The organism is Serratia grimesii NBRC 13537 (assembly GCF_001590905.1).
GTDB classification, from domain to species: Bacteria; Pseudomonadota; Gammaproteobacteria; order Enterobacterales; family Enterobacteriaceae; genus Serratia; species Serratia grimesii.
In genome coordinates this window covers 42,446-61,322 of record NZ_BCTT01000005.1, presented here as the reverse complement: position 1 = coordinate 61,322, position 18,877 = coordinate 42,446, and the positions used below count along the sequence as shown (strand labels likewise).

Here is an 18,877-nt window from a genome sequence, read left to right as displayed (position 1 = left end):
AATCTGAACCCAATTCCTTAAGTATTCATTAACATGTTTCCTAAAACCACCGACACAGTTGTAATGAAATGCAACCAACAGACGAAAAATAAAAAAAGCTGCGGAAATAATCTTTAGGTAATCAATCAACAACATTACCGGTCAGATTATATTCCACAGCTGTTTATTTTATCGGCCACCATTTACAGCGACCGAAATTTATTTAATGCCAAGAGATTAACGATATATTTCTGCATTACCGCGCCAATCGCTGGAATCCCCCGGAGTGTCCAGCCCGATAATACGGATACTGCTGGCGCCATCCGCCTGAGCTTTTTCTTTCAGCGCGTGAACGGCATCACCCGGAGAGCCACTAATGCCGGAAACCGACACTACACCAAGGCTTTGCATGCTGCTAGCCTGTTCAGTATTGACCTGTTTTACTGATGACAACGGCGCTGCAAAGGAAGAAAATGAAGCGGCTGCCAAAAGAACTGCTGCGATGCCAGGTAATAGTTTCATAATAAGCTCCAGATGTTTTTGTTTATTTTCTCGTATCAGTGGAGTTAATTATCTATCAGGCAATGAAAGCAGACGTAATCCAATGTAAAGAACATCAATCATTGTGATGAAAATAAGGAGGAATTGCGTGCAGGTATGTCTTTGGCTGGGTAATTCGGGGTTATGCTGCCACTCTACCCCCGACAGATGACAATTAAAAGTCCGTTTGGCGATGGGAGATAAAAACCTTCACTTTTAAGATTCTTCTCTCAGCACCCTGCGACTGAACTACGCTATTTCTGAAGGTTATCATTATGGAAGGACTCCCTATGTCGCAAACCTTACTGCGTGTGCGTGATGGCCATGGTGCCTCAGTGTCATTTTCAGAACTGTTGTTCGATCTGATTTACGTTTTTGCCGTTACCCAACTTTCTCACTATCTGCTGCACCACCTGACGCTGACAGGCGCGCTCGAAACGCTGTTGTTATGGTTCGCCGTCTGGCTTGCGTGGCAATACACAGCGTGGGTCACCAACTGGTTTAACCCGGATACCCGGCCAATCCGCATCCTGCTGTTCGCCATCATGCTGCTGGGTCTATTTGCCTCTTCTGCGTTACCACAAGCATTTGGCGAGCGCGGACTGATGTTTGCACTGTTTTACGTGGCGATCCAGGTGGGTCGCTCATTGGTGGTCTTAAATCTCCTGCCAGCTGACCATCCGCTGAAACAGAACTTCCGCCGCATTCTCGGTTGGATGTGCATTTCGGCAGTGTTCTGGATCTTGGGTGGACTGACGGAAGGCAATCATCGGCTGTTGCTGTGGGCAATAGCCGTGCTGTGCGAATACGTTTCACCGATGTTCGGTTTTCGTCTACCCGTGCTCGGTCGCTCCGACAGCAGCAGCGAATGGACCATCGAAGGCCATCATCTGGCGGAACGCTGCCAGTTGTTCGTAATAGTGGCGCTGGGTGAAACCATTCTGATTACCGGCTCCACCCTCAGCGAAATGGAGTACTGGACTGCACCGGTACTGATTGCATCTCTGGTCGCGTTTATCGGTAGCCTGGCAATGTGGTGGGTCTATTTTGATACCAGCAGCAAAGCCGGCAGCCATGCCATCAGCCAAGCGGAAAACCCTGGCCAATTGGGTGCGAACTTCCACTATGTGCACGTGGTACTGGTAGGTGCAATTATCGTCTGTGCCGTTGCTAACGAACTGGTTATTGCCCATCCCGACGGACATATTAACAACGTAACGGCAGCGGTATTGCTCTTTGGACCGGCCATTTATCTGCTTGCCAATGCTTTGTACAAAAGACTGGTCTATCGCCGCTTCCCACTGTCACATCTGGTGGGGCTTATCGCGCTGGCAGTACTGGCACCGGTTGCTTATCTCACTGATTTACTGATGGTAAACGGTTTGACCACGTTGATTATGGTCGTGGTCGCAGTATGGGAAAGCATTTCACGCAGCAGAGCACAACAAGCTCACAACGGCGCTATCTTATAAGGAAGGAAAACAGGGGGCGAGGCCCCCTGTCGTGATGATTACTTAAGCGGTTGCGGCAGCGTCAGGACCCACAGTTCACTGAGCGATTCCGGTTTCTCCAGCGGGCGTAATTCGATCCTGGTTGGCACTGATTTACCGTCCAGGTTCAGGTTGCCCTGCTTATCCAACTGATAATCGCCAATTTTCTTCGCCTTTGGCTCCGCATCAATCAGGCTGGCCTGCAGGCCGAAATCGTTATCGTTAATTACCGCCAACGTGCGATTGTCGATCAGCGACAGACCTTCAACTTTCTCCTGCTGCCAACCTAGCTTACGCAGATCGACCACTTCCCGTTTCTGTGCCAGCGTCACACCACGTTTGGCGAGTTCCTTTGCATCATCAAACTCCAATGCTTTGCCTTTACCATCGAAAGCTGACAGATCTGTTGCCTGGCTGAGTTCAACCAAATAGATCTTGTTGATCATCTGTTTGTTTTTATCGCTGCCCTGCTCAACCAACAGAATATGTTGGTTGTCTACAGCCACAATGTCCCCCACTTTGGCGTCTTTGGCCTTTTTATAGCTGTCGATATCGATTGGATAGCCGTACATCGCCGTTTTGCCACTAACGGGATCAAAACTGATCAGACGTGTGAACTGTGCCTTGTTCTTGCTTTTGCCCTCAACATCGAGCGTGCTCTGCACCGCTGCCAAAATACGCCCGTCCGGCAGGCGGGTAATGCCTTCAAAACCACGATTAGGTTGACGCCACTTGATAATATTCGGCAATCCACCAGCCACCGCCAGTTCGCCCTGCTCCGCTGTTGGGCCGTATTTGGCGAGGATCTTACCTTGGCTGTCGATGTGGATCAGGAATGGGCCATATTCGTCACACAGCCAATAACCGCCTTTACCATCCTCTGTAATGCCTTCGGTATCCAACCCACGTCGATCACCCTGCAAGGTTTTCAGCGTGTCGCTTAACGCGACTTCATTGGTGGAGCCAATTAGACCCGCCGGTAATGGCAATCCGCTAATCGGCCCTTGCTGGTCATGCAGCGGGCGTGAGTTACTGGCAACGGCTTTGCCATTACCGACACGAATATCCATTAATAGCGGGACGAAAGCAGGGTTAGCGAAAATTTTGGCGTCCTGTTCGCCGATCGCAGGCGCATCGGCATTCGGCCCTCGATCGGTCACAGTGGTCAACAACAGGTCGTTACCTTCACGGCCATTGAATACCAGGCCCGAACCTATCCCTACCGGTAATCCCTGTGGGAAGTTTTTAGCGAAAGCGCCCTGATAACTCACACGCTCACCACCAGGAAAACTGACAATATAGCGTGCAACTTCGACGTCAGCGGCGGCATAAGACAACAGGGGAAATAACGAACTGATTAACAGTGAAACCGATTTTATTTTCATGGTTATGGCTCAAAATTAAGAATGCAGGGTTGGCAACTAGCCAATGTATTAACCTCACATGACAATGTCATGACAGGCAACCCTAATGCCATGAATTATCTTGAAAATTAAAGATGGCAAATAGGAATTAACAATTAACGCAGACAAAACCAATGGAAAAAACATATGATAGTTAAAATTTAACGCTGGCTATTTTTCATAAAAAAAACCTATCGCTTAAGCTTAGGGTAAATTCTTATAACAGAGATAAAAAAACCAGCAAACGCACCGTAATTAGAAAAATATAGCCGTATTCGCATAGACAAAGTTAATTCCCAGAGATTTAATATCCACCGTTATTCAAGGTGCATTAAGAAAATCCTGATAGAAACCTGCATTAATTGAAAAAGGTGTTCTATAGTTTTTAGTGCTAACGCCCGTTAGTATTTTCCGTAGGATGGAATCTATGTCAAAGCGACTTTTTGCCGAATTTTTTGGCACATTTTGGTTGGTGTTCGGTGGTTGTGGTAGCGCAGTATTAGCAGCAGCATTCCCACAACTGGGTATTGGTTTTCTCGGTGTTGCGCTCGCTTTTGGTCTTACCGTGGTAACAATGGCCTATGCCGTTGGCCATATTTCTGGCGGGCACTTTAACCCAGCCATTACCGTGGGGTTGTTTGCCGGTGGCCGTTTCGCCGCGAAAGATGTTATTCCTTACGTGATTGCTCAGGTTATTGGCGGGATTGCTGCAGCGGCGGTATTGTATTTAATCGCCAGCGGTAAAGCAGGTTTCGATGCAACAGCTGGCGGCTTTGCCTCCAACGGTTACGGTGAACACTCACCGGGTGGTTATTCTCTGCAATCCGCTATCGTCATTGAATTGGTGCTGACTGCATTCTTCCTGATTGTTATTCATGGCGTGACAGATAAACGTGCACCCGCAGGTTTTGCTCCCCTGGCGATTGGTTTGACATTAACACTGATTCACTTGATCAGTATTCCGGTAACCAATACTTCCGTTAACCCTGCACGCAGTACCGGCGTAGCCATCTTCCAAGGTACCTGGGCATTGCAACAGCTTTGGGTATTCTGGTTAGTTCCCTTAGTAGGTGGTGCTATCGGCGGCCTGATTTATCGCTGCCTGTTGGAAGACAAGAAGTAATTTATACCCGGCAATGCTCTGTCAGGGCAGCCGCTATATCCGATGACTTTCCGCGTGTCTCTTGCAGAAAGATGAAGGGTATATTGGCTGCCCTGGCGTTATTTATCCCTTGCTCACTTCAAACATCATGATATCGCTGGTAAATGACCCGTCTGACTGGATGGCGAAATGCTGCAGCACATCGTCAGAAACCCCTTGTTGAAAAGCGCGAATAGCCGTAACGAAATGTTCTGGCGTACGCATACGTTCCACCCAACTGCTGAATTCCAGATACAGTCGATCTGACGTGACTTCTCGTACCTGTAACCCAGATTCTGTTATCACGTTCAGCCATTCTCCCGGTGAATAATTGCGGACATGTGAGGTGTCGCGCAAGACTTCAACAGTTTGCAGATAGATATCCAACAACGGATGCCCTGGTGATACCACATCCATAAAGATGGCTTTTCCCCCCGGTTTCAGCACCCGTCGGACTTCGCGCAGCGCCTGACCAACATCATGCCAGTGGTGCGCCGAATAACGGCTGATCACCAGATCAAAGCTGGCATCATCAAACGGCAGTGATTCGGCTACGCCCTGCTGTACCTGGATATTATTGACACCTTTATCTACCGCCGCCTGGCTCACTACCGTCAACATCTGTACCGATAAGTCGTAGGCTACCACCTGCGCGACTTTAGCCGCGGCCGTAAAGCTGGCGTGTCCTGCACCACAGCCCAGATCAAGCAGCCTGGCGTCGGCATGGGGCTCCAGCAACAACCCCAGTCGTTGTAAATCTTTCCCCTGCGCATGGACTGCGCTGGTCAGATAAGCGCTGGCCTGCTCGCCAAACTGACGATCAACCGCATTTTTATGACTGTTATTATTGCTCATATGTGCCCCATTTATTGTATGGCTTACGCCTGTGTCGGATGACTTTTGTTACTATAATCAGCTTAATATACGGGTACAATATAAGCAGTTATCCTAGTATCAGGGGTACCAGTCTATGCAATCAGAAGCCTTATCCGGCCCCAAAGCACTCGGTGCCTTTTTGCGAGCTCACCGTGAGCGCATTACGCCGGAAATGCTGGGCTTACCCAGCGCGCCACGCCGTCGTACCAGTGGCCTGCGCCGTGAAGAACTGGCGCAAATCAGCGGCATTAGTGCCACTTGGTATACCTGGATTGAACAGGGGCGAGAGGTATCCATATCTCCGCATACACTGGCACGCATTGCCAAAGCACTCCGTTTGGGGCATGCCGAACGCCACTATCTATTTACCCTGGCACGGGTGACCGATCCCGAACAAGAGCAGCATCAGGAAACGGCTAATAGCGCTGTTTTACAAAGCGTTCATCAGGTGTCAGTGCCTTGCTATTTACTGGATATCACCTGGAATGTCGCAGCCTGGAATGCAACAGCAGAAAGCCTGTTCAGCGGTTGGCTAGGCCAAACCAACACCCCCAATCTGCTGCACTTTATGTTTTTCCACCCATTGGCGAAAACGCTGGTCAGCGACTGGGAAGATCGTGCGCGACGTGTCGTCGCCGAGTTTCGCGCCGAAACCAGCCACCACCAAAATACCGAAGAGATGCGTGCCTTCGTCCGCAATATGACCCACAACAGCGAAGCTTTTAACCACTGGTGGAAACAACACGATGTCATGGCACGCGAAGGTGGCGAAAGGGTGTTCGAACATCCCCAGCAGGGCCCCCTACGCTTTCGGCAACTGACGTTTCATCCGGCGGAAAACAGCGGGCTAAAACTGGTTATGTTGATCCCTTTGCCGTAACTGGTAACAAATTCATAATCAGGTTTACCTGCCATTTATTTATTGCTTCATACAAACGCGCTAGGGTGAGAGCTACCGATGATATCGATCATCCAGTACCGTTATTAATCTCCTTGAGGTAATCCTATGCAATCTGAAGAACAACGCCTTATCGATGGTCTGTTTGGCCGCTTGAAAGATGCCGAGACCAAGACAGGCCAGAGGGATCTCCAGGCAGAGCAGCAAATCAATCAGCACATCCGTGAACAGCCTTCCGCACCTTATTACATGGCGCAGGCAATGATCATTCAGGAAGCGGCGCTGAAGCAACTGGACCAACGGGTGAAAGATCTGGAAAGCCAGATTGCCCAACAGCAGCAAAATAACGCCAACCAGCAAAGCAGCGGCGGTTTCCTGGCCGGTCTGTTTGGTGGCGGGAACCGCAACACCCCAAGCCCACGTGAGCAGTATCAGGCACAACAACAGAACAACGCAGCCTGGAACAATCAGCCGCAAGCAGGCTACGCGCCACAACAGCAACAGCCCGCTTACAGCCAACCGCAACAGGCAGCACCTTCACGTGCCGGCGGGTTCCTCGGTGGCGCATTGCAGACCGCAGCCGGCGTAGCGGGCGGTGTAGTGCTAGCCGATATGCTAACCGGTATGTTCCGTCATTCTCAGCCGGAAGAGATTGTGAACATTATTGATGAGACACCGGCAACACCGGTGGATGACAGCGCAATGCGTAATTTTGATGCATCCAACAATCTCGATACCTTTAATAACGGTGGCGATAGCCGTTTCCTCAATCAGGATAATGGGTTCCAGAACGCGGATTATCAAAACGACGACAATACCGATTTCTCTGATGACGATTACAACGACGACGACTCGTTTATCTAAGACTGTGCCCCTCTCCGCACGGAGAGGGGTTATATATTCCTTCCCCCGCACCGTTGGTCTACAGTTAAACCTGCCCTATCACAGCAGGTGACGAGAAACCATGCCACACATTAACCCTAGCGACCCTTTTGTTAGCACCCGGCTGCTGATGCGTCCGCCCGTGGCCGACGATCTTGCCCGCTTTTATGCCATTTTTGGCGATCCCGACACTCAACGGTTTAACCCTGCGGGGCCCATTGTCAGCGAGGAACAGGCGCGGCAGGCTTTGGTGGAACGGATCGAAAATTGGCAACATCAGGGGTACGGCTCTTGGGCTATAGCGCAGCTTGACCGACCGGAGTGGATCATTGGTTTTGGTGGGATATCCTGGCGGCCACTGGTCGCGCAGCGCACGGTGAATCTGGGTTATCGTTTTGATACGCAGGTTTGGGGCGGTGGGTTAGCCACAGAACTGGCACAGGCCTCACTCGAATTTGGTTTTGAGCATCTACGGCTGGCAGAAATTTCCGCTATTGTGCGTGAAAAAAACCGAGCTTCATGCCGCGTGCTGGAAAAAGCGGGTTTACGGTTGGTCGATACCTTGGATGACGTACCTGGTGACGCACCAAGTCTGGTTTACAGCATCACAAGCAGTGAATATCAGGGCCGCTGAGCCGGTGGTTCATCGTTGATTTTCGCCAGTACCCTGCGGTAGGACTTCACCTTTTGACGCTTCTTCAACCAGGTGGTGGTGGAGACGACAAAAATCAGCCCGGACATCGTCAATACACCCATCGGATGACCGTAAAACACCATCATGGCGAAGTAAACAGCGGAGACAATCGCTACCCATTTCGCCGTATTCCCCACCGCATTCTTTTCCTGGCTTAAACGGCGGATATGCTCTTCTTCACTGATTCCCATACACTCTCCTTTTTGGCTGAACGCTCCATTATATGCGGCCAGAGTGCTGACATTTCAATCAATTAAAGGGTAAAGAAGCGTAAAGTTCAGCGAGTGTTATCAGAACGATGACGTAAATAACGTCCCGGTAGATGCTCTCCGGGCAAGGCGGAGCCTTGATTGCGGCCAAACAGCCGGTAGCGATTGCTGGCCACCATGTTATAAAACGCATCGGACAGCCGTGATGGTAGAAAGCGAGCCAGTGCCAGTAACCGAAAGGGCCAACCAAGCTGGCGCAAAGCCTGAAAAAACGCCGCCGAACGTAGCCAGTGCTGCCCTTGTTCAAGATACACAATGGAGTCAAAACGGTCGGTGGGTAACCCCAACCAGTCCAAGATCGCTTGCCCCTCCACCGATTGCACCGTGGCCAGCAGGATCTTGCCCTGCCGATCGGCGCGGATCAAAAACCGCACCAGTCCGTGACACAGGTTGCATTCGCCATCGAATAACAGCACCCGATCGCCGGGTTGGAGATAAGGGGGGAGCGTTGACAGATTCATCCTGCCTCCTGAGGAAAACTTCCTCAGACTACCCTGCATTCCCCCTCAGAACCAGCCGATCTGTTTATGGCGCGGGAAGAGCAGGCGGCGTATCCGGCAGTGCGACGACGGAAACACGGACTTCATAATGCTTGGCGCTACTTGTCGGGATCACCGCAGTGAGCTTATTGATGGTTTCGGTTGGGTTATCACTGGCAGACGTTGCGCAGAACAGCTCCCCACCGTGACAAAAACCAGGCTTAGGCAGATGTCCGCCCGGGAACGGTGGCAAGCGGAAGCCTTGTTCTGCCTGCGGTGGTGCACCTTTATCTGTCGATGGTGGAGCAGAAAATGCGCTAACGCTGAACAGCGTCACAGCAGCCAGAAAAGGCAGTGCCAGTACTTTGATTACATTTTTCATGTCATGACCTCATTTGCCGGGAATGGGCCTAACCTACCCCGCTCCCGGCCAATGAGAAAGCCGCTTTTCACGACCTTTTCACGCCGATGATCTTTGCTTACATCCTACCGCTAACGTGATGAAAGCTTAAGGATTGTGTAAAGAACGTTCGGCGTTTACTTCCTGTGTCACAGCATTATTTACTGCCGGTCAGCGTACTGTAACTGGTCATCAGATTGCGGTAGTCAGGAATATGGTTGGCGAACAGCGCACCCAGCCCTTCCACGTCGTTGCGCCAGTCACGGTGCAGTTCGCAGGCGACGCCGAACCAAGTCATCAATTGTGCGCCTTCGGCTTCCATGCGGCTCCATGCCGATTGACGTGTCAGTTCGTTAAACGTGCCGGAAGCATCGGTAACGACAAACACGTCAAAACCTTCGCTGAGGGCTGACAGAGCCGGGAAGGCAACACACACTTCGGTAACCACCCCGGCGATAATCAACTGCTTACGCCCAGTGGCTTTCACCGCATTGACGAAGTCGTCGTTGTCCCACGCATTAATCTGCCCGGGGCGTGGAATAAAGGGCGCGTCGGGGAATTGGGCCTTTAACTCGGGAACCAGAGGGCCGTTAGGGCCGTCTTCAAAACTGGTAGTCAAAATGGTTGGCAAGTTGAAATATTTCGCTAAATCACCCAGCGCCAGCACGTTGTTTTTAAAACGATCGGGATCGATATCACGTACCAGTGAAAGCAGCCCTGCCTGATGATCCACCAGCAATACGGCAGCCTGATCCTTGTCGAGGCGTTTGTAATTTGCAGTCATGGTTTACTCCTGTTGGGTTTTGATTATTGCGGCTAAAGCGTGCCCTTGGCCGTAAAGCCAGAACACAGAGGTTATCGTTAAGTGTAGAACCGGATCCGGCGCTGTTTTTCCGGATCGGTTCTGAGGTGTGGATTGGTACTTACCCGGCGTCGTGAACTGCCGCCATGCTGCCGAACTTGCCACCGTTGAAGTCACGAAAAGCCTGCTGGATTTCCGCGTCGCTGTTCATCACGAACGGGCCATAACCAACGATAGGCTCATCGATCGGCTCGCCACTCAACACCAGCAAAGCAACATCGTTATTGGCTTCGATAGTGATCGAATCCCCCGCACGGTCAAACCTGACCATTTGGGTTTCACGTACCACTTCCTCGCCGTTAACATGAACAGCACCGTGCAATATCACCAGCGCCAACGTATGGCCTTCTTTCACTGTCAGCGTGGTGGTATGACCTGCATTTAACTTCATATCCCAAACGTTGAGCGGGCTGAAGGTGCGTGCCGGGCCGTCGTGACCGTCAAAGTTACCGGCAATGACCCGAATTTGCCCTGCGCCATCCGCCAGCGGAACGACCGGAATGTCAGCATTCAACAGCGTCTGGTAACCCGGCTCGGCCATTTTGTCTTTGGCTGGCAGATTCACCCACAGCTGCACCATTTCCATGGTGCCGCCATTGCGCGAGAAATTCCGAGAATGGAATTCTTCGTGCAAGATGCCAGAAGCCGCGGTCATCCACTGTACGTCACCGGGGCCAATCACCCCGCCGCTGCCGGTAGAATCACGGTGCTCAACTTCCCCTTGATACACGATAGTGACCGTTTCAAACCCGCGATGCGGATGTTGACCGACGCCACGTGTACCAGAGGCAGAACGAAACTTGGTTGGTGCTGCATGATCCAACAGCAGGAACGGGCTCATTTCCGCCCCCAGATCGTTATAGGAGAACAGCGAGTTCACCAGGAAACCATTACCAACCCAGTGGGCTTCAGGGCTGTTGTAAATACCGAGAATTTTTTTCATCTTGAACTCCTGTTTCAGGTCTCACGACCTTAAGTTGATGCCAGAAGTTTAATCCAGCCCCCTTTGCTGCAGTAGTAGGCAAGATGTACACTCAGTGTTCTATATATAGGACAATAAGGAGAGGCGATGTTCACCGATTTAAACGATCTGTTTTATTTCGCCAGCGTGGTTGATCATCAGGGATTCGCCCCCGCCAGTCGCGCTCTGGGCATACCAAAGTCAAAACTGAGCCGCCGCGTAGCCTTATTAGAAGAGCGGCTGGGTGTGCGCCTTATTCAACGCTCAACCCGGCGCTTTTCCGTCACCGATGTGGGCCTGAACTATTACACGCACTGTAAGGCGATGCTGGTTGAAGCCGATGCAGCGCAGCAGGCGATTGAACAAACTCGCGCTGAGCCATGCGGCACCGTGCGTATGTCTTGCCCAGTGGCCATCCTGCATACCCGTGTCGGCAGCATGGTGGCGGCCTTTATGGCCGATTACCCAAAAGTCACGGTGCACCTGGATGCCACCAACCGCCGAGTTGACGTGGTAGGTGAAGGATTGGATCTGGCAATTCGCGTGCGGCCACCGCCGTTGGAAGATAGCGATCTGGTCCTGAAAATTTTGGCACAACGGACCTGGTGCATCGCCGCCAGTCCTGCGCTGGTGCGAACCCTCGGCCCGGTACAACGACCGGAGGAATTGCGTAAATACCCCACGCTGGATCTCGGACCGGCACGTGCACAGCACCTGTGGCAGTTGACCGGACCCGACGGTGAAAAAATGGAATGGGAGCATACGCCACGGCTGGTCACCGACGACATGCTGATGCTGCGAACCGCGGCGATTGCCGGGGCCGGAATTGTGCAACTGCCGTCGATGATGATGCGCGACGACATGTTGCGTGGCGAACTGGTACAGCTGTTACCTGGCTGGCAGCCTCAGGGCGGCGTGGTGCATGCGGTCTTCCCATCACGCCGTGGACAATTACCGGCAGTACGGCTGCTGCTCGATTATCTGGCGCAGCAGTTCGCCACTATTGAAGAAGAGTGATCAGGCCGTGATTTCTATGGCATTACCATCAGGATCACGGATGATTGCCTCGTAAAATCCATCGCCAGTCCGGCGTGGCGGCGCTTGCAAGATCCCCTCCTGCTGCGCGCGCTGCGCCAACTGATCAACAAGACCTTCGTCGCCGACCGACAGGGCTATATGCGCCCAACCAACGCGTTCATTGGCCTGCTCCGCTGGCAGTAAATCCGGCAAGCCCATAATCTCTAGCGTCGGACCTGTGGCCAGACTAACAAAGCGGGACACAAACCCAGGACGGTTACGGCTAACGTACAGTTCCCCGGCAATGCCGTTGAAGTAACGCTGCCAGAACGCTACCTGCGCATCAATATCGCGGGTCCACAGTGCAACATGGGCTATTTTCATTTCACTCTCCCGTAGATGAATCGCTGTACAACACTTTGCCGCCGCTGTGAGTCACCTGCTGCTCAAGCTGCGGATGCCGACCGGACGGCGTGACCAAATAATCAACGCGGCTGGCGGCCAAAAAAGGATAAGGGGCGTAGGTGTTGAGTTTGTCGTCGGTACACAACACCGCCACGTTGCCAGAACGCGTCAGAAGACGTTTCTTGAACTGAGCATCCTGATAACTCATCGCCGAAAAACCACTGATGGGGTCATAGGCACAAATGCCGGTAAACGCGAGATCGAAATGGAAACCGTCAATTTCCTGCACCGCTTTGGCATCCACACAGCCGCCAATATCAGCATCCAGTTCACCGCCAATCAAAATAGTGCGAATCCCTGGCTGTTCCAGCATTTTACTGGCGATACTCAGCGCGTTAGTCACCACGGTCAGTCGTTGGTCGCGCGGCAGCAGGTCAGCCAGATAAAGGTGGGTGCTGCCGGCATCAAGGAAAATAATCTGCCCTTCTTTGAGCAACTCCAGTGCAGCCAGCGCCAATGCCTGTTTTTCATTACTGCTCAAATGTAACCGCGAGCTTATAGGTCCGCTTGCTGGCGTGGGGGCCAGTGCGCCGCCATAGATACGTTTGCACAAGTTTTGCGCCGCTAATTGGCGCAGATCGCGTCGGATCGTCGCTTCAGTCGTCTTCAGGCGTTCCGCCATGTCAACGGCCAGCACCCGCCCCTCTTGCTGTAGCGTAGCGAGGATCACCTCATGACGTTGATTGGGTAACAGTTTGGACATTCTGTTTCTCGATGGCGAACAAGTGATCATAAATGTACACAAACGTATAAAAACGTACAAATGATTTATGCCACAAGTCGACGTGCTGTGACTAAGCTAGACTAAAGTCTTACGTCACAGATAAGGGAATATTGATGACTTCTGCCGTGCTTTATACGCTGTTCCCCGCCGCAGCTACCGTTGTCGGCGCCGCCGTAGCGCTTTATCGCCGCCCTGGCGATGCGACCATGCGCATCATTCATCACTTTACCGCCGGTATTGTGTTTGCCGCCGCTGCGACCGAAATCCTGCCTGATCTCAAGCAACAATCACCTTGGGCTGTTTTGCTCGGGGGTGCCGCTGGCGTGCTGTTGATGCTGTTAGTCAGACGATTGGGAGAACGTGCTCAGGGGCCAATCGGCTTTGTGGCAGCGGTCGGCGTGGATATATTTATCGATGGTTTGGTCTTGGGGATCGCCTTTGCCGCTGGTGCGAAAGCCGGTTTGTTATTGACCCTGGCGCTAACGCTGGAAGTGTTGTTTCTGGGATTATCAATCGTAGGCGATCTGCGTGATTTCCTCGGCAAACGGATAAGAGCCATGTTGGCAGTCGCCGGTCTGGCGCTGTTGCTGCCCCTCGGCGGGATGTTGGGCGCCCCCATTGCCACTCTGGGTGCCTTTTGGTTAACGGCTTTTCTGGCTTTCGGCCTGATTGCCCTACTCTATTTGGTCACGGAAGAACTGCTGGTCGAAGCACATGAAGGCGGTAAAGACACACCACTGGCTACCGCAATGTTTTTTGCGGGGTTTTTATTGTTGTTACTGCTGGAAGAAGGGATCGGATGACTGCGCAATAATTTCATCGGGCAGATCAACTCACCTCGAACGATTTGGCTATACTGAGGCAAGCAACGTTACCGCAGAACGTAACGGCTTGGGCGCGAAGGGAAAAAGATGCTGTCAAAAATTGCGAAGTGGCTATTTCAATTACCGGGCAGGCTGTTCGGGGGGGTTTTCAGGAATCGCCTGACAATATTTATCTTCTTTATGCTGATTGCCGCTGGGGTCTTCAGCGCTAAACGCTATCTACGCGCGCATCAAAATGACGATGAGTTTATCAGCATTACGGCCACTGATTACAATCGGGCTATCCAGCGTGAATTGCCACTGCGAGAGGCACGCGAGCAATGCGGTGGCCCGCTGCACGATAATGCAGGCCAGCCCTGGCCACCGTCAGCCGGTTACTTGCATCAACCGGAACGCAAAACCACTGGCCGCTTGCAGGAACTGACGTTGGACAACCAAAACAACGATTTTGCGGTGCTGGTCAAACTGGAAACACCGGGGGAGCCACAGCAACTGGCCGAGGTATTTATTCCCGCAGCCGGCAGTTTCAACATCAAGACCAATCCGGCCGGTGAATACGTGATGAAAATCAGAAATATCAAAAGCGGCTGTAACTTCCGCTCCAGGCCTTTCACCCTCAGCAGTCATCAAGACTGGCGGCTACCGTTAAATACGCAAACGGGCGGCAGCGTGAAACTGCAGCCCATCAGCGATCGCGAGTTTTAACGACAGTACTTATTTCTTCACTGGGTGATCGCGGCGGAACAACTCCCAGCTTTCAATTTCCTGACCATTAGGCAAGGTACAGGTGGAGTACTGGCCATTGGCATTTTGCTTAGCATTTAATTTCCCCCCGATCTCTGTGCAATAAACATCTGCTGGATTTGCCATACCGATAGGTTTCATCTGTGGCGGTGGTGGCGCGTCGTTGGATTTCATCGTGCAGCCCTGTAGCATCGCCATCCCTGCCAACAGGGAGACCATTAGAATTTTGTTCATTCTTCCTCTATAACCCCTCTGTATTTCACGTTGCCGAGAAGTAGCAAATCGCTCATCCTCAGGCACTGACTTCGCAAGTCACAAGGTGGCTGCGTGTAACCAACCACGCTGCGGCTTGAAATATGACGGGGTAAAAATAAAAACGGCGGTTGCCGAAGCACTCCGCCGTTTACGCTATCAGGAAATAAAGGACGCGCCCTGTTTCAGCACCAGATCGCAGGCCTTTTGCTTCACCTTTTCGGTGATTTGCGACGTCCCCAGGCTATTCAGATCCAGGCTCTTGCCTTCGCCTGTTTGCAGCAAACCACCCAGCCCTTGCTGGTAGTCCTGGCTTTTGGCATTTTCAGTGCTGCTGATACCCAGCTTGCTCAGCAGTTGGTCTTTTACTGCCTCGGTCCCATTGGCTGACAAGACGTTATTTTTCACACAGTACTGCAAAATACCGGCGGCGTTAGTCATGCTGCTGGAACTTAATGCTTTATCGCCACCGTTCAACAAACCGGTCAATGAAGACAGCGAAGTGCCGCCTGTGCTGCCACCTGACTTGCTCAGTTCGCCGGCTGCGCTGCTGAGGGAATCCATCAGTCCGGCAGCCTGAGCCGCCCCGCAAGACAGGGTCGTGGTCAATGTCAGCGCCAACAGTAAACGATGCTTGGTATTCATGGGATAAAACTCCTGTTTAACTTGCTATCCCTTCGTCTTTCCCGTGCTCTCTAGGGGGCGGGAAATCTGCTGGGCATATCATGTGCAATAAGCGCAATGCGCCGGGTCACCTCTTCGGACGCCACCTCCCGCGACAAGTTCCTTTTATCTGGCACCGCCGCACTTTTTTCAGAATTCAGGTAATTTTCTGGGGGGAGAATGTACAACAAGGTGGATAGAGAACGGCGGACCGAACGGCCCGCCGGTAATCAGAACTGCCAACGCAGCCAAGCGAAGAACACGTTACCGTTATTGTAGGTGCCAGGAATATAGGTGGCCTGGAAAGTCAGGCGTTTGTAACCGATAGACGCCAGTGGCAAGGGGGCCGGGATAGGAATGTAGTTCCAGTTGTCACGCGCGGTGATACTGGCAGTAAAGCCCAGACCCAGACGGAAATCCTTGTCATCCAGTGGACGCCAGATCTTCTCATAAGCGTAACCGCCGATCGGTTCCCACTTATTGAACGAATCCTTAAACACCATCATATAGAGGCCGTGCCAGTCACCGTCTTTATCGTAACGCGAGATACCATAACCACCGCCCCACGGCCGCTCATTGTACGAGTCGATTTTTTCTTGGCTGTAAGTCAAACGGTTGTGCCAGGTGATAGCCGGCAGATAGATATCTTTATTCGGTGAGTTGTTCCAGGTCTCAGCCACGTTATCCGTGAAACGCTGCCATAACCCCGGTTTTTCAGCCTGCGTGGCGTTGCTATTTTCTGCACCAACCTCAGCGTAAGAAGGTAGTGCAGAAAATATCAACGCCATTGAGCAAGCCAAAATTGTCCGTTTAAAAAGCATCATAAACTCCTGTAAAAAATAAGGCCGGCGATTCTTACCGATCGCCACATCAAGATCAAGCTGTATCTTATTTACCCAACCGGTTTCTTACCCCTCGTTGTCCTTTGGTTAAGTTTAATTGCTCCTCCGGTGACAAAAGCCCGGCGTTGAGATTCCGGGCGCACAGGCTACTGCGAGCCCAAGGCAGCGTCTGTCGGAATACTCCGCAATAGCGGCGATGCCCAGAAGAATGGACACCGTATCGGCATGCGATATAACTTCTTTTCTACGCTGAGCGTAGCAAAATGTTTACTGGCAACCGGCAACCGAATGTAACAGCGATCACGTTTTTGGTTGCTACCAAAACCCCGTTTTACAGGCGATCCAACCCCACTGTGGCTTTGCACACGCAATGACAGTGTAAATATGCAGTTACATACCACAGTATAGTACGGCTCAACCCCTAATTTTCAGGTTACAACGGGCAACGTAGCCCACAGGTAAAGTACCGGACGTTCATCAACCCCGGCATGATCTGGCTAGAGAAGCCGGATTTTACATCTCTATTACATTCGATGAAAAATACCACCGGTAATATCCACACTATTTATAGTGAATTATCACAGCGTAAACCCGCGAATACAACCTACTGGCCCCCCATACCTCTTACTCAACTTGAACAAGCCGACAGTTTAAATAATTGTTAAAGCTAATGAGCGCCACCCTGAATGAACCGGGCAACGCGTTATTTAATTGTTCGCTACACAACATCGCCAGCAATGTAATTTGCTGCTCTCTGCCTGATAAAAGAAAGATAAAAAATCCGGAGAAACACATGAAAATCACTATTGGAGCTTTCATCCTGCAACAGCTCCGCACCCTGAACATCGATCGTATTTATGGCGTGCCCGGCGACTATAATCTGGCGCTGCTGGAATTGATCGAGCAGGATAGTCATCTTGAATTTATCGGTAACTGTAATGAATTGAATGCGTCCTATGCGGCCGACGGTTATGCGCGGCTAAAAGGCGCCGGGGCACTGATCACCACCTATGGCGTCGGCGATCTAGCCGCGTTATCCGGCATTGCCGGCGCTTACGCCGAATCCGCTCCGGTGGTTTGCTTGTCCGGTACCCCACCACTGCACGCGATGAAAAACCACCTGTTGTTGCACCATACGCTGGCGGACGGCAATTTTGATAATGTCATGAACTGCTTTAAACAATTTACCGTTGCCCAAGCACTTATCACACCTGAAAATGCCGCAGTGGAAATTCCTCGTGTTATTTCCCGAGCCTGGACGGAAAAGAAGCCGGTTTATTTGCAACTGCCTTCTGATATTTGTGACGTAGAAATTGAAATCACTCAGGCAGTCGCAGCACCGCAATTACCACCTAGCGACAAATATAATGTGCAACTGGCGGCAATGGCGCTGCTGGCACAGATAAAACTCGCAAAAAAACCGATTATTCTGGTCGACCAAATGGTAGATCGTTTTCAGTTACAGCAATTAGTGATCGACGTCGCACATAAATTCGCGATTCCACTGACCAACATGCCGACAGCAAAATGCATTATTCCTGAAACCACACCAGGTTGGATGGGCGGGTACAGCGGTAATCTGTCGCGCCCCGAACTGTATGAACACATGGCACATGCCGACTGCGTATTGAGCTTCGGTGTGCGTCTGGTGGATTCCACTACCGGCTATTTCTCGCACAGGATCCCGTCCGACGCGCAAATTGATATCCAACCGTTTTCGCTAAATCTGGGTAACACTTCCTACCCGGCGGTCGCTGCAGCAGACCTGTTGCAGGCATTGTTGGCACTTGGTGAAGAGGTGGCAGATCACCATCCGAACCCGTTGCCTGAGGCACGTCATCGGTTGGCGACACCAAGCGAAACACCCATTGATCAGACTTATTTATGGCAACGTATACAACGCTTTATTCGGGCCGATGACGTGGTTGTGGTAGAAAATGGCACCTCGGGCGCCGCGATTGGCGGCATGCGCATGCCGGACGGCGTGCAGGTGGTCAATCAGCCGATCTGGGGATCAATCGGGTACACGCTGCCGGCACTGTTGGGTACCATGATGGCAGCGCCGGATCGGCGGCATCTGTTGTTTATCGGTGATGGCTCTTTCCAGCTCACCGCCCAGGAAGTTTCCACCCTGCTGCGCTACGATCAGAAGCCGATTATCTTCCTGATTAATAACGACGGTTACACCATCGAACGCTATATTCTTGGAGAAAACTCGTCGTATAACGATATCGGGCCGTGGGACTACGCCAAACTACCAGCGGTACTCAATACCCAGGCGACACCGTTCAGCGTGGCCGTAGAAACTACCCAACAGTTGGAATTGGCGTTGGAACACGCCTCACGTCAAGATCGGTTGGCTTTTATCGAAGTGAAGGTGCCCATGATGGACACTCCGCCGGTAATGAAAGAATTCTGCAACCGCTGCAATAACTTTAACTTCGGCCTGACCAATCCACGTCGCGCATAACC

General features: G+C 51.8%; 22 protein-coding genes. 9 read left to right on the top strand and 13 right to left on the bottom strand.

Annotated elements, in window-relative coordinates:
* Positions 1 to 216 precede the first annotated feature (216 nt).
* Complete coding sequence (locus SGR01S_RS05135; RefSeq protein ID WP_037423294.1) at positions 217 to 501, bottom strand: YdgH/BhsA/McbA family protein; 285 nt, start codon at positions 499 to 501, stop codon at positions 217 to 219.
* Positions 502 to 809: 308 nt separating this feature from the next.
* On the opposite strand from SGR01S_RS05135, the gene SGR01S_RS05130 reads away from it, so the two are divergent.
* Positions 810 to 1,991, top strand: coding sequence for a low temperature requirement protein A (locus SGR01S_RS05130; RefSeq protein ID WP_061806758.1), 1,182 nt, complete (start codon positions 810 to 812; stop codon positions 1,989 to 1,991).
* Between the two features lie 38 nt (positions 1,992 to 2,029).
* Here SGR01S_RS05130 and SGR01S_RS05125 read toward each other — a convergent pair whose 3' ends face one another.
* Entirely contained in the window at positions 2,030 to 3,394 is a 1,365-nt protein-coding gene (locus SGR01S_RS05125) for an esterase-like activity of phytase family protein (RefSeq protein ID WP_061806757.1), read from the bottom strand.
* Between the two features lie 445 nt (positions 3,395 to 3,839).
* Between SGR01S_RS05125 and aqpZ the strand changes: the two genes are divergently transcribed.
* Complete coding sequence (aqpZ, locus tag SGR01S_RS05120; protein ID WP_037423302.1) at positions 3,840 to 4,535, top strand: aquaporin Z; 696 nt, start codon at positions 3,840 to 3,842, stop codon at positions 4,533 to 4,535.
* A gap of 102 nt (positions 4,536 to 4,637) precedes the next feature.
* Here aqpZ and SGR01S_RS05115 read toward each other — a convergent pair whose 3' ends face one another.
* Positions 4,638 to 5,408, bottom strand: a complete 771-nt coding sequence (locus tag SGR01S_RS05115) for a class I SAM-dependent methyltransferase (RefSeq protein ID WP_061806756.1) — start codon at positions 5,406 to 5,408, stop codon at positions 4,638 to 4,640.
* Positions 5,409 to 5,523: 115 nt separating this feature from the next.
* Here SGR01S_RS05115 and SGR01S_RS05110 point away from each other — a divergent pair, with 115 nt between their 5' ends.
* The 3 genes from SGR01S_RS05110 (at position 5,524) to SGR01S_RS05100 (ending at position 7,843) form a co-directional block, all read left to right on the top strand.
* Entirely contained in the window at positions 5,524 to 6,309 is a 786-nt protein-coding gene (locus SGR01S_RS05110; protein WP_061806755.1) for a helix-turn-helix transcriptional regulator, read from the top strand.
* A 126-nt stretch (positions 6,310 to 6,435) separates the two neighbouring features.
* Entirely contained in the window at positions 6,436 to 7,191 is a 756-nt protein-coding gene (locus tag SGR01S_RS05105; protein ID WP_061806754.1) for a DUF2076 domain-containing protein, read from the top strand.
* A 100-nt stretch (positions 7,192 to 7,291) separates the two neighbouring features.
* Positions 7,292 to 7,843 (top strand): GNAT family N-acetyltransferase, encoded by a 552-nt coding sequence (locus tag SGR01S_RS05100; protein WP_061806753.1) that lies wholly within the window; start codon positions 7,292 to 7,294, stop codon positions 7,841 to 7,843.
* Here the strand turns inward: SGR01S_RS05100 and SGR01S_RS05095 are convergent.
* The 5 genes from SGR01S_RS05095 to SGR01S_RS05075 form a co-directional block, all read right to left on the bottom strand.
* On the bottom strand, positions 7,831 to 8,094 hold the full coding sequence (locus tag SGR01S_RS05095; RefSeq protein ID WP_037423315.1) for a hypothetical protein: 264 nt from the start codon (positions 8,092 to 8,094) through the stop codon (positions 7,831 to 7,833). The genes SGR01S_RS05100 and SGR01S_RS05095 overlap by 13 nt on opposite strands.
* An 86-nt stretch (positions 8,095 to 8,180) precedes the next feature.
* Positions 8,181 to 8,633, bottom strand: coding sequence for a thiol-disulfide oxidoreductase DCC family protein (locus SGR01S_RS05090; RefSeq protein WP_061806752.1), 453 nt, complete (start codon positions 8,631 to 8,633; stop codon positions 8,181 to 8,183).
* A 64-nt stretch (positions 8,634 to 8,697) separates the two neighbouring features.
* Positions 8,698 to 9,033, bottom strand: a complete 336-nt coding sequence (locus tag SGR01S_RS05085) for a hypothetical protein (RefSeq protein ID WP_061806751.1) — start codon at positions 9,031 to 9,033, stop codon at positions 8,698 to 8,700.
* 175 nt (positions 9,034 to 9,208) lie between these two features.
* Complete coding sequence (gene ycaC, locus SGR01S_RS05080) at positions 9,209 to 9,835, bottom strand: isochorismate family cysteine hydrolase YcaC (RefSeq protein WP_037423323.1); 627 nt, start codon at positions 9,833 to 9,835, stop codon at positions 9,209 to 9,211.
* A gap of 139 nt (positions 9,836 to 9,974) precedes the next feature.
* Complete coding sequence (locus tag SGR01S_RS05075) at positions 9,975 to 10,856, bottom strand: pirin family protein (RefSeq protein ID WP_037423325.1); 882 nt, start codon at positions 10,854 to 10,856, stop codon at positions 9,975 to 9,977.
* A gap of 126 nt (positions 10,857 to 10,982) precedes the next feature.
* Between SGR01S_RS05075 and SGR01S_RS05070 the strand changes: the two genes are divergently transcribed.
* Complete coding sequence (locus tag SGR01S_RS05070) at positions 10,983 to 11,891, top strand: LysR family transcriptional regulator (protein ID WP_061806750.1); 909 nt, start codon at positions 10,983 to 10,985, stop codon at positions 11,889 to 11,891.
* Here the strand turns inward: SGR01S_RS05070 and SGR01S_RS05065 are convergent, their stop codons facing one another.
* Together SGR01S_RS05065 and SGR01S_RS05060 are read right to left on the bottom strand one after the other, a co-directional pair.
* Positions 11,892 to 12,275 carry a VOC family protein gene (locus SGR01S_RS05065; protein WP_037423330.1) on the bottom strand — a complete coding sequence of 128 codons (384 nt, stop codon included), beginning with the start codon at positions 12,273 to 12,275 and terminating at the stop codon, positions 11,892 to 11,894.
* A gap of 1 nt (position 12,276) precedes the next feature.
* On the bottom strand, positions 12,277 to 13,059 hold the full coding sequence (locus tag SGR01S_RS05060) for a DeoR/GlpR family DNA-binding transcription regulator (protein WP_061806749.1): 783 nt from the start codon (positions 13,057 to 13,059) through the stop codon (positions 12,277 to 12,279).
* A gap of 134 nt (positions 13,060 to 13,193) precedes the next feature.
* Here SGR01S_RS05060 and SGR01S_RS05055 point away from each other — a divergent pair, with 134 nt between their 5' ends.
* Together SGR01S_RS05055 and SGR01S_RS05050 are read left to right on the top strand one after the other, a co-directional pair.
* Positions 13,194 to 13,883 (top strand): ZIP family metal transporter, encoded by a 690-nt coding sequence (locus tag SGR01S_RS05055; RefSeq protein WP_037423336.1) that lies wholly within the window; start codon positions 13,194 to 13,196, stop codon positions 13,881 to 13,883.
* 108 nt (positions 13,884 to 13,991) lie between these two features.
* Positions 13,992 to 14,609 carry a hypothetical protein gene (locus SGR01S_RS05050; protein WP_061806748.1) on the top strand — a complete coding sequence of 206 codons (618 nt, stop codon included), beginning with the start codon at positions 13,992 to 13,994 and terminating at the stop codon, positions 14,607 to 14,609.
* 9 nt (positions 14,610 to 14,618) lie between these two features.
* Here the strand turns inward: SGR01S_RS05050 and SGR01S_RS05045 are convergent, their stop codons facing one another.
* The 3 genes from SGR01S_RS05045 to pagP form a co-directional block, all read right to left on the bottom strand.
* A complete protein-coding gene (locus tag SGR01S_RS05045; RefSeq protein WP_037423342.1) occupies positions 14,619 to 14,882 on the bottom strand; it encodes a putative hemolysin in 264 nt (87 codons plus the stop codon).
* Between the two features lie 177 nt (positions 14,883 to 15,059).
* Positions 15,060 to 15,545 carry a YjjA family protein gene (locus SGR01S_RS05040; RefSeq protein ID WP_037423345.1) on the bottom strand — a complete coding sequence of 162 codons (486 nt, stop codon included), beginning with the start codon at positions 15,543 to 15,545 and terminating at the stop codon, positions 15,060 to 15,062.
* Between the two features lie 248 nt (positions 15,546 to 15,793).
* On the bottom strand, positions 15,794 to 16,387 hold the full coding sequence (gene pagP, locus SGR01S_RS05035; RefSeq protein WP_037423347.1) for a lipid IV(A) palmitoyltransferase PagP: 594 nt from the start codon (positions 16,385 to 16,387) through the stop codon (positions 15,794 to 15,796).
* Between the two features lie 811 nt (positions 16,388 to 17,198).
* Between pagP and SGR01S_RS05030 the strand changes: the two genes are divergently transcribed.
* Entirely contained in the window at positions 17,199 to 18,875 is a 1,677-nt protein-coding gene (locus SGR01S_RS05030) for an alpha-keto acid decarboxylase family protein (RefSeq protein ID WP_061806747.1), read from the top strand.
* Positions 18,876 to 18,877 lie beyond the last annotated feature (2 nt).

Bases quoted from the DNA above. Each gene is read 5' to 3' on its own strand.
- SGR01S_RS05135 (WP_037423294.1), bottom strand. From the start codon at position 501: ATGAAACTATTACCTGGCATCGCAGCAGTTCTTTTGGCAGCCGCTTCA.
- SGR01S_RS05130 (WP_061806758.1), top strand. From the start codon at position 810: ATGTCGCAAACCTTACTGCGTGTGCGTGATGGCCATGGTGCCTCAGTG.
- SGR01S_RS05125 (WP_061806757.1), bottom strand. From the start codon at position 3,394: ATGAAAATAAAATCGGTTTCACTGTTAATCAGTTCGTTATTTCCCCTG.
- aqpZ (WP_037423302.1), top strand. From the start codon at position 3,840: ATGTCAAAGCGACTTTTTGCCGAATTTTTTGGCACATTTTGGTTGGTG.
- SGR01S_RS05115 (WP_061806756.1), bottom strand. From the start codon at position 5,408: ATGAGCAATAATAACAGTCATAAAAATGCGGTTGATCGTCAGTTTGGC.
- SGR01S_RS05110 (WP_061806755.1), top strand. From the start codon at position 5,524: ATGCAATCAGAAGCCTTATCCGGCCCCAAAGCACTCGGTGCCTTTTTG.
- SGR01S_RS05105 (WP_061806754.1), top strand. From the start codon at position 6,436: ATGCAATCTGAAGAACAACGCCTTATCGATGGTCTGTTTGGCCGCTTG.
- SGR01S_RS05100 (WP_061806753.1), top strand. From the start codon at position 7,292: ATGCCACACATTAACCCTAGCGACCCTTTTGTTAGCACCCGGCTGCTG.
- SGR01S_RS05095 (WP_037423315.1), bottom strand. From the start codon at position 8,094: ATGGGAATCAGTGAAGAAGAGCATATCCGCCGTTTAAGCCAGGAAAAG.
- SGR01S_RS05090 (WP_061806752.1), bottom strand. From the start codon at position 8,633: ATGAATCTGTCAACGCTCCCCCCTTATCTCCAACCCGGCGATCGGGTG.
- SGR01S_RS05085 (WP_061806751.1), bottom strand. From the start codon at position 9,033: ATGAAAAATGTAATCAAAGTACTGGCACTGCCTTTTCTGGCTGCTGTG.
- ycaC (WP_037423323.1), bottom strand. From the start codon at position 9,835: ATGACTGCAAATTACAAACGCCTCGACAAGGATCAGGCTGCCGTATTG.
- SGR01S_RS05075 (WP_037423325.1), bottom strand. From the start codon at position 10,856: ATGAAAAAAATTCTCGGTATTTACAACAGCCCTGAAGCCCACTGGGTT.
- SGR01S_RS05070 (WP_061806750.1), top strand. From the start codon at position 10,983: ATGTTCACCGATTTAAACGATCTGTTTTATTTCGCCAGCGTGGTTGAT.
- SGR01S_RS05065 (WP_037423330.1), bottom strand. From the start codon at position 12,275: ATGAAAATAGCCCATGTTGCACTGTGGACCCGCGATATTGATGCGCAG.
- SGR01S_RS05060 (WP_061806749.1), bottom strand. From the start codon at position 13,059: ATGTCCAAACTGTTACCCAATCAACGTCATGAGGTGATCCTCGCTACG.
- SGR01S_RS05055 (WP_037423336.1), top strand. From the start codon at position 13,194: ATGACTTCTGCCGTGCTTTATACGCTGTTCCCCGCCGCAGCTACCGTT.
- SGR01S_RS05050 (WP_061806748.1), top strand. From the start codon at position 13,992: ATGCTGTCAAAAATTGCGAAGTGGCTATTTCAATTACCGGGCAGGCTG.
- SGR01S_RS05045 (WP_037423342.1), bottom strand. From the start codon at position 14,882: ATGAACAAAATTCTAATGGTCTCCCTGTTGGCAGGGATGGCGATGCTA.
- SGR01S_RS05040 (WP_037423345.1), bottom strand. From the start codon at position 15,545: ATGAATACCAAGCATCGTTTACTGTTGGCGCTGACATTGACCACGACC.
- pagP (WP_037423347.1), bottom strand. From the start codon at position 16,387: ATGATGCTTTTTAAACGGACAATTTTGGCTTGCTCAATGGCGTTGATA.
- SGR01S_RS05030 (WP_061806747.1), top strand. From the start codon at position 17,199: ATGAAAATCACTATTGGAGCTTTCATCCTGCAACAGCTCCGCACCCTG.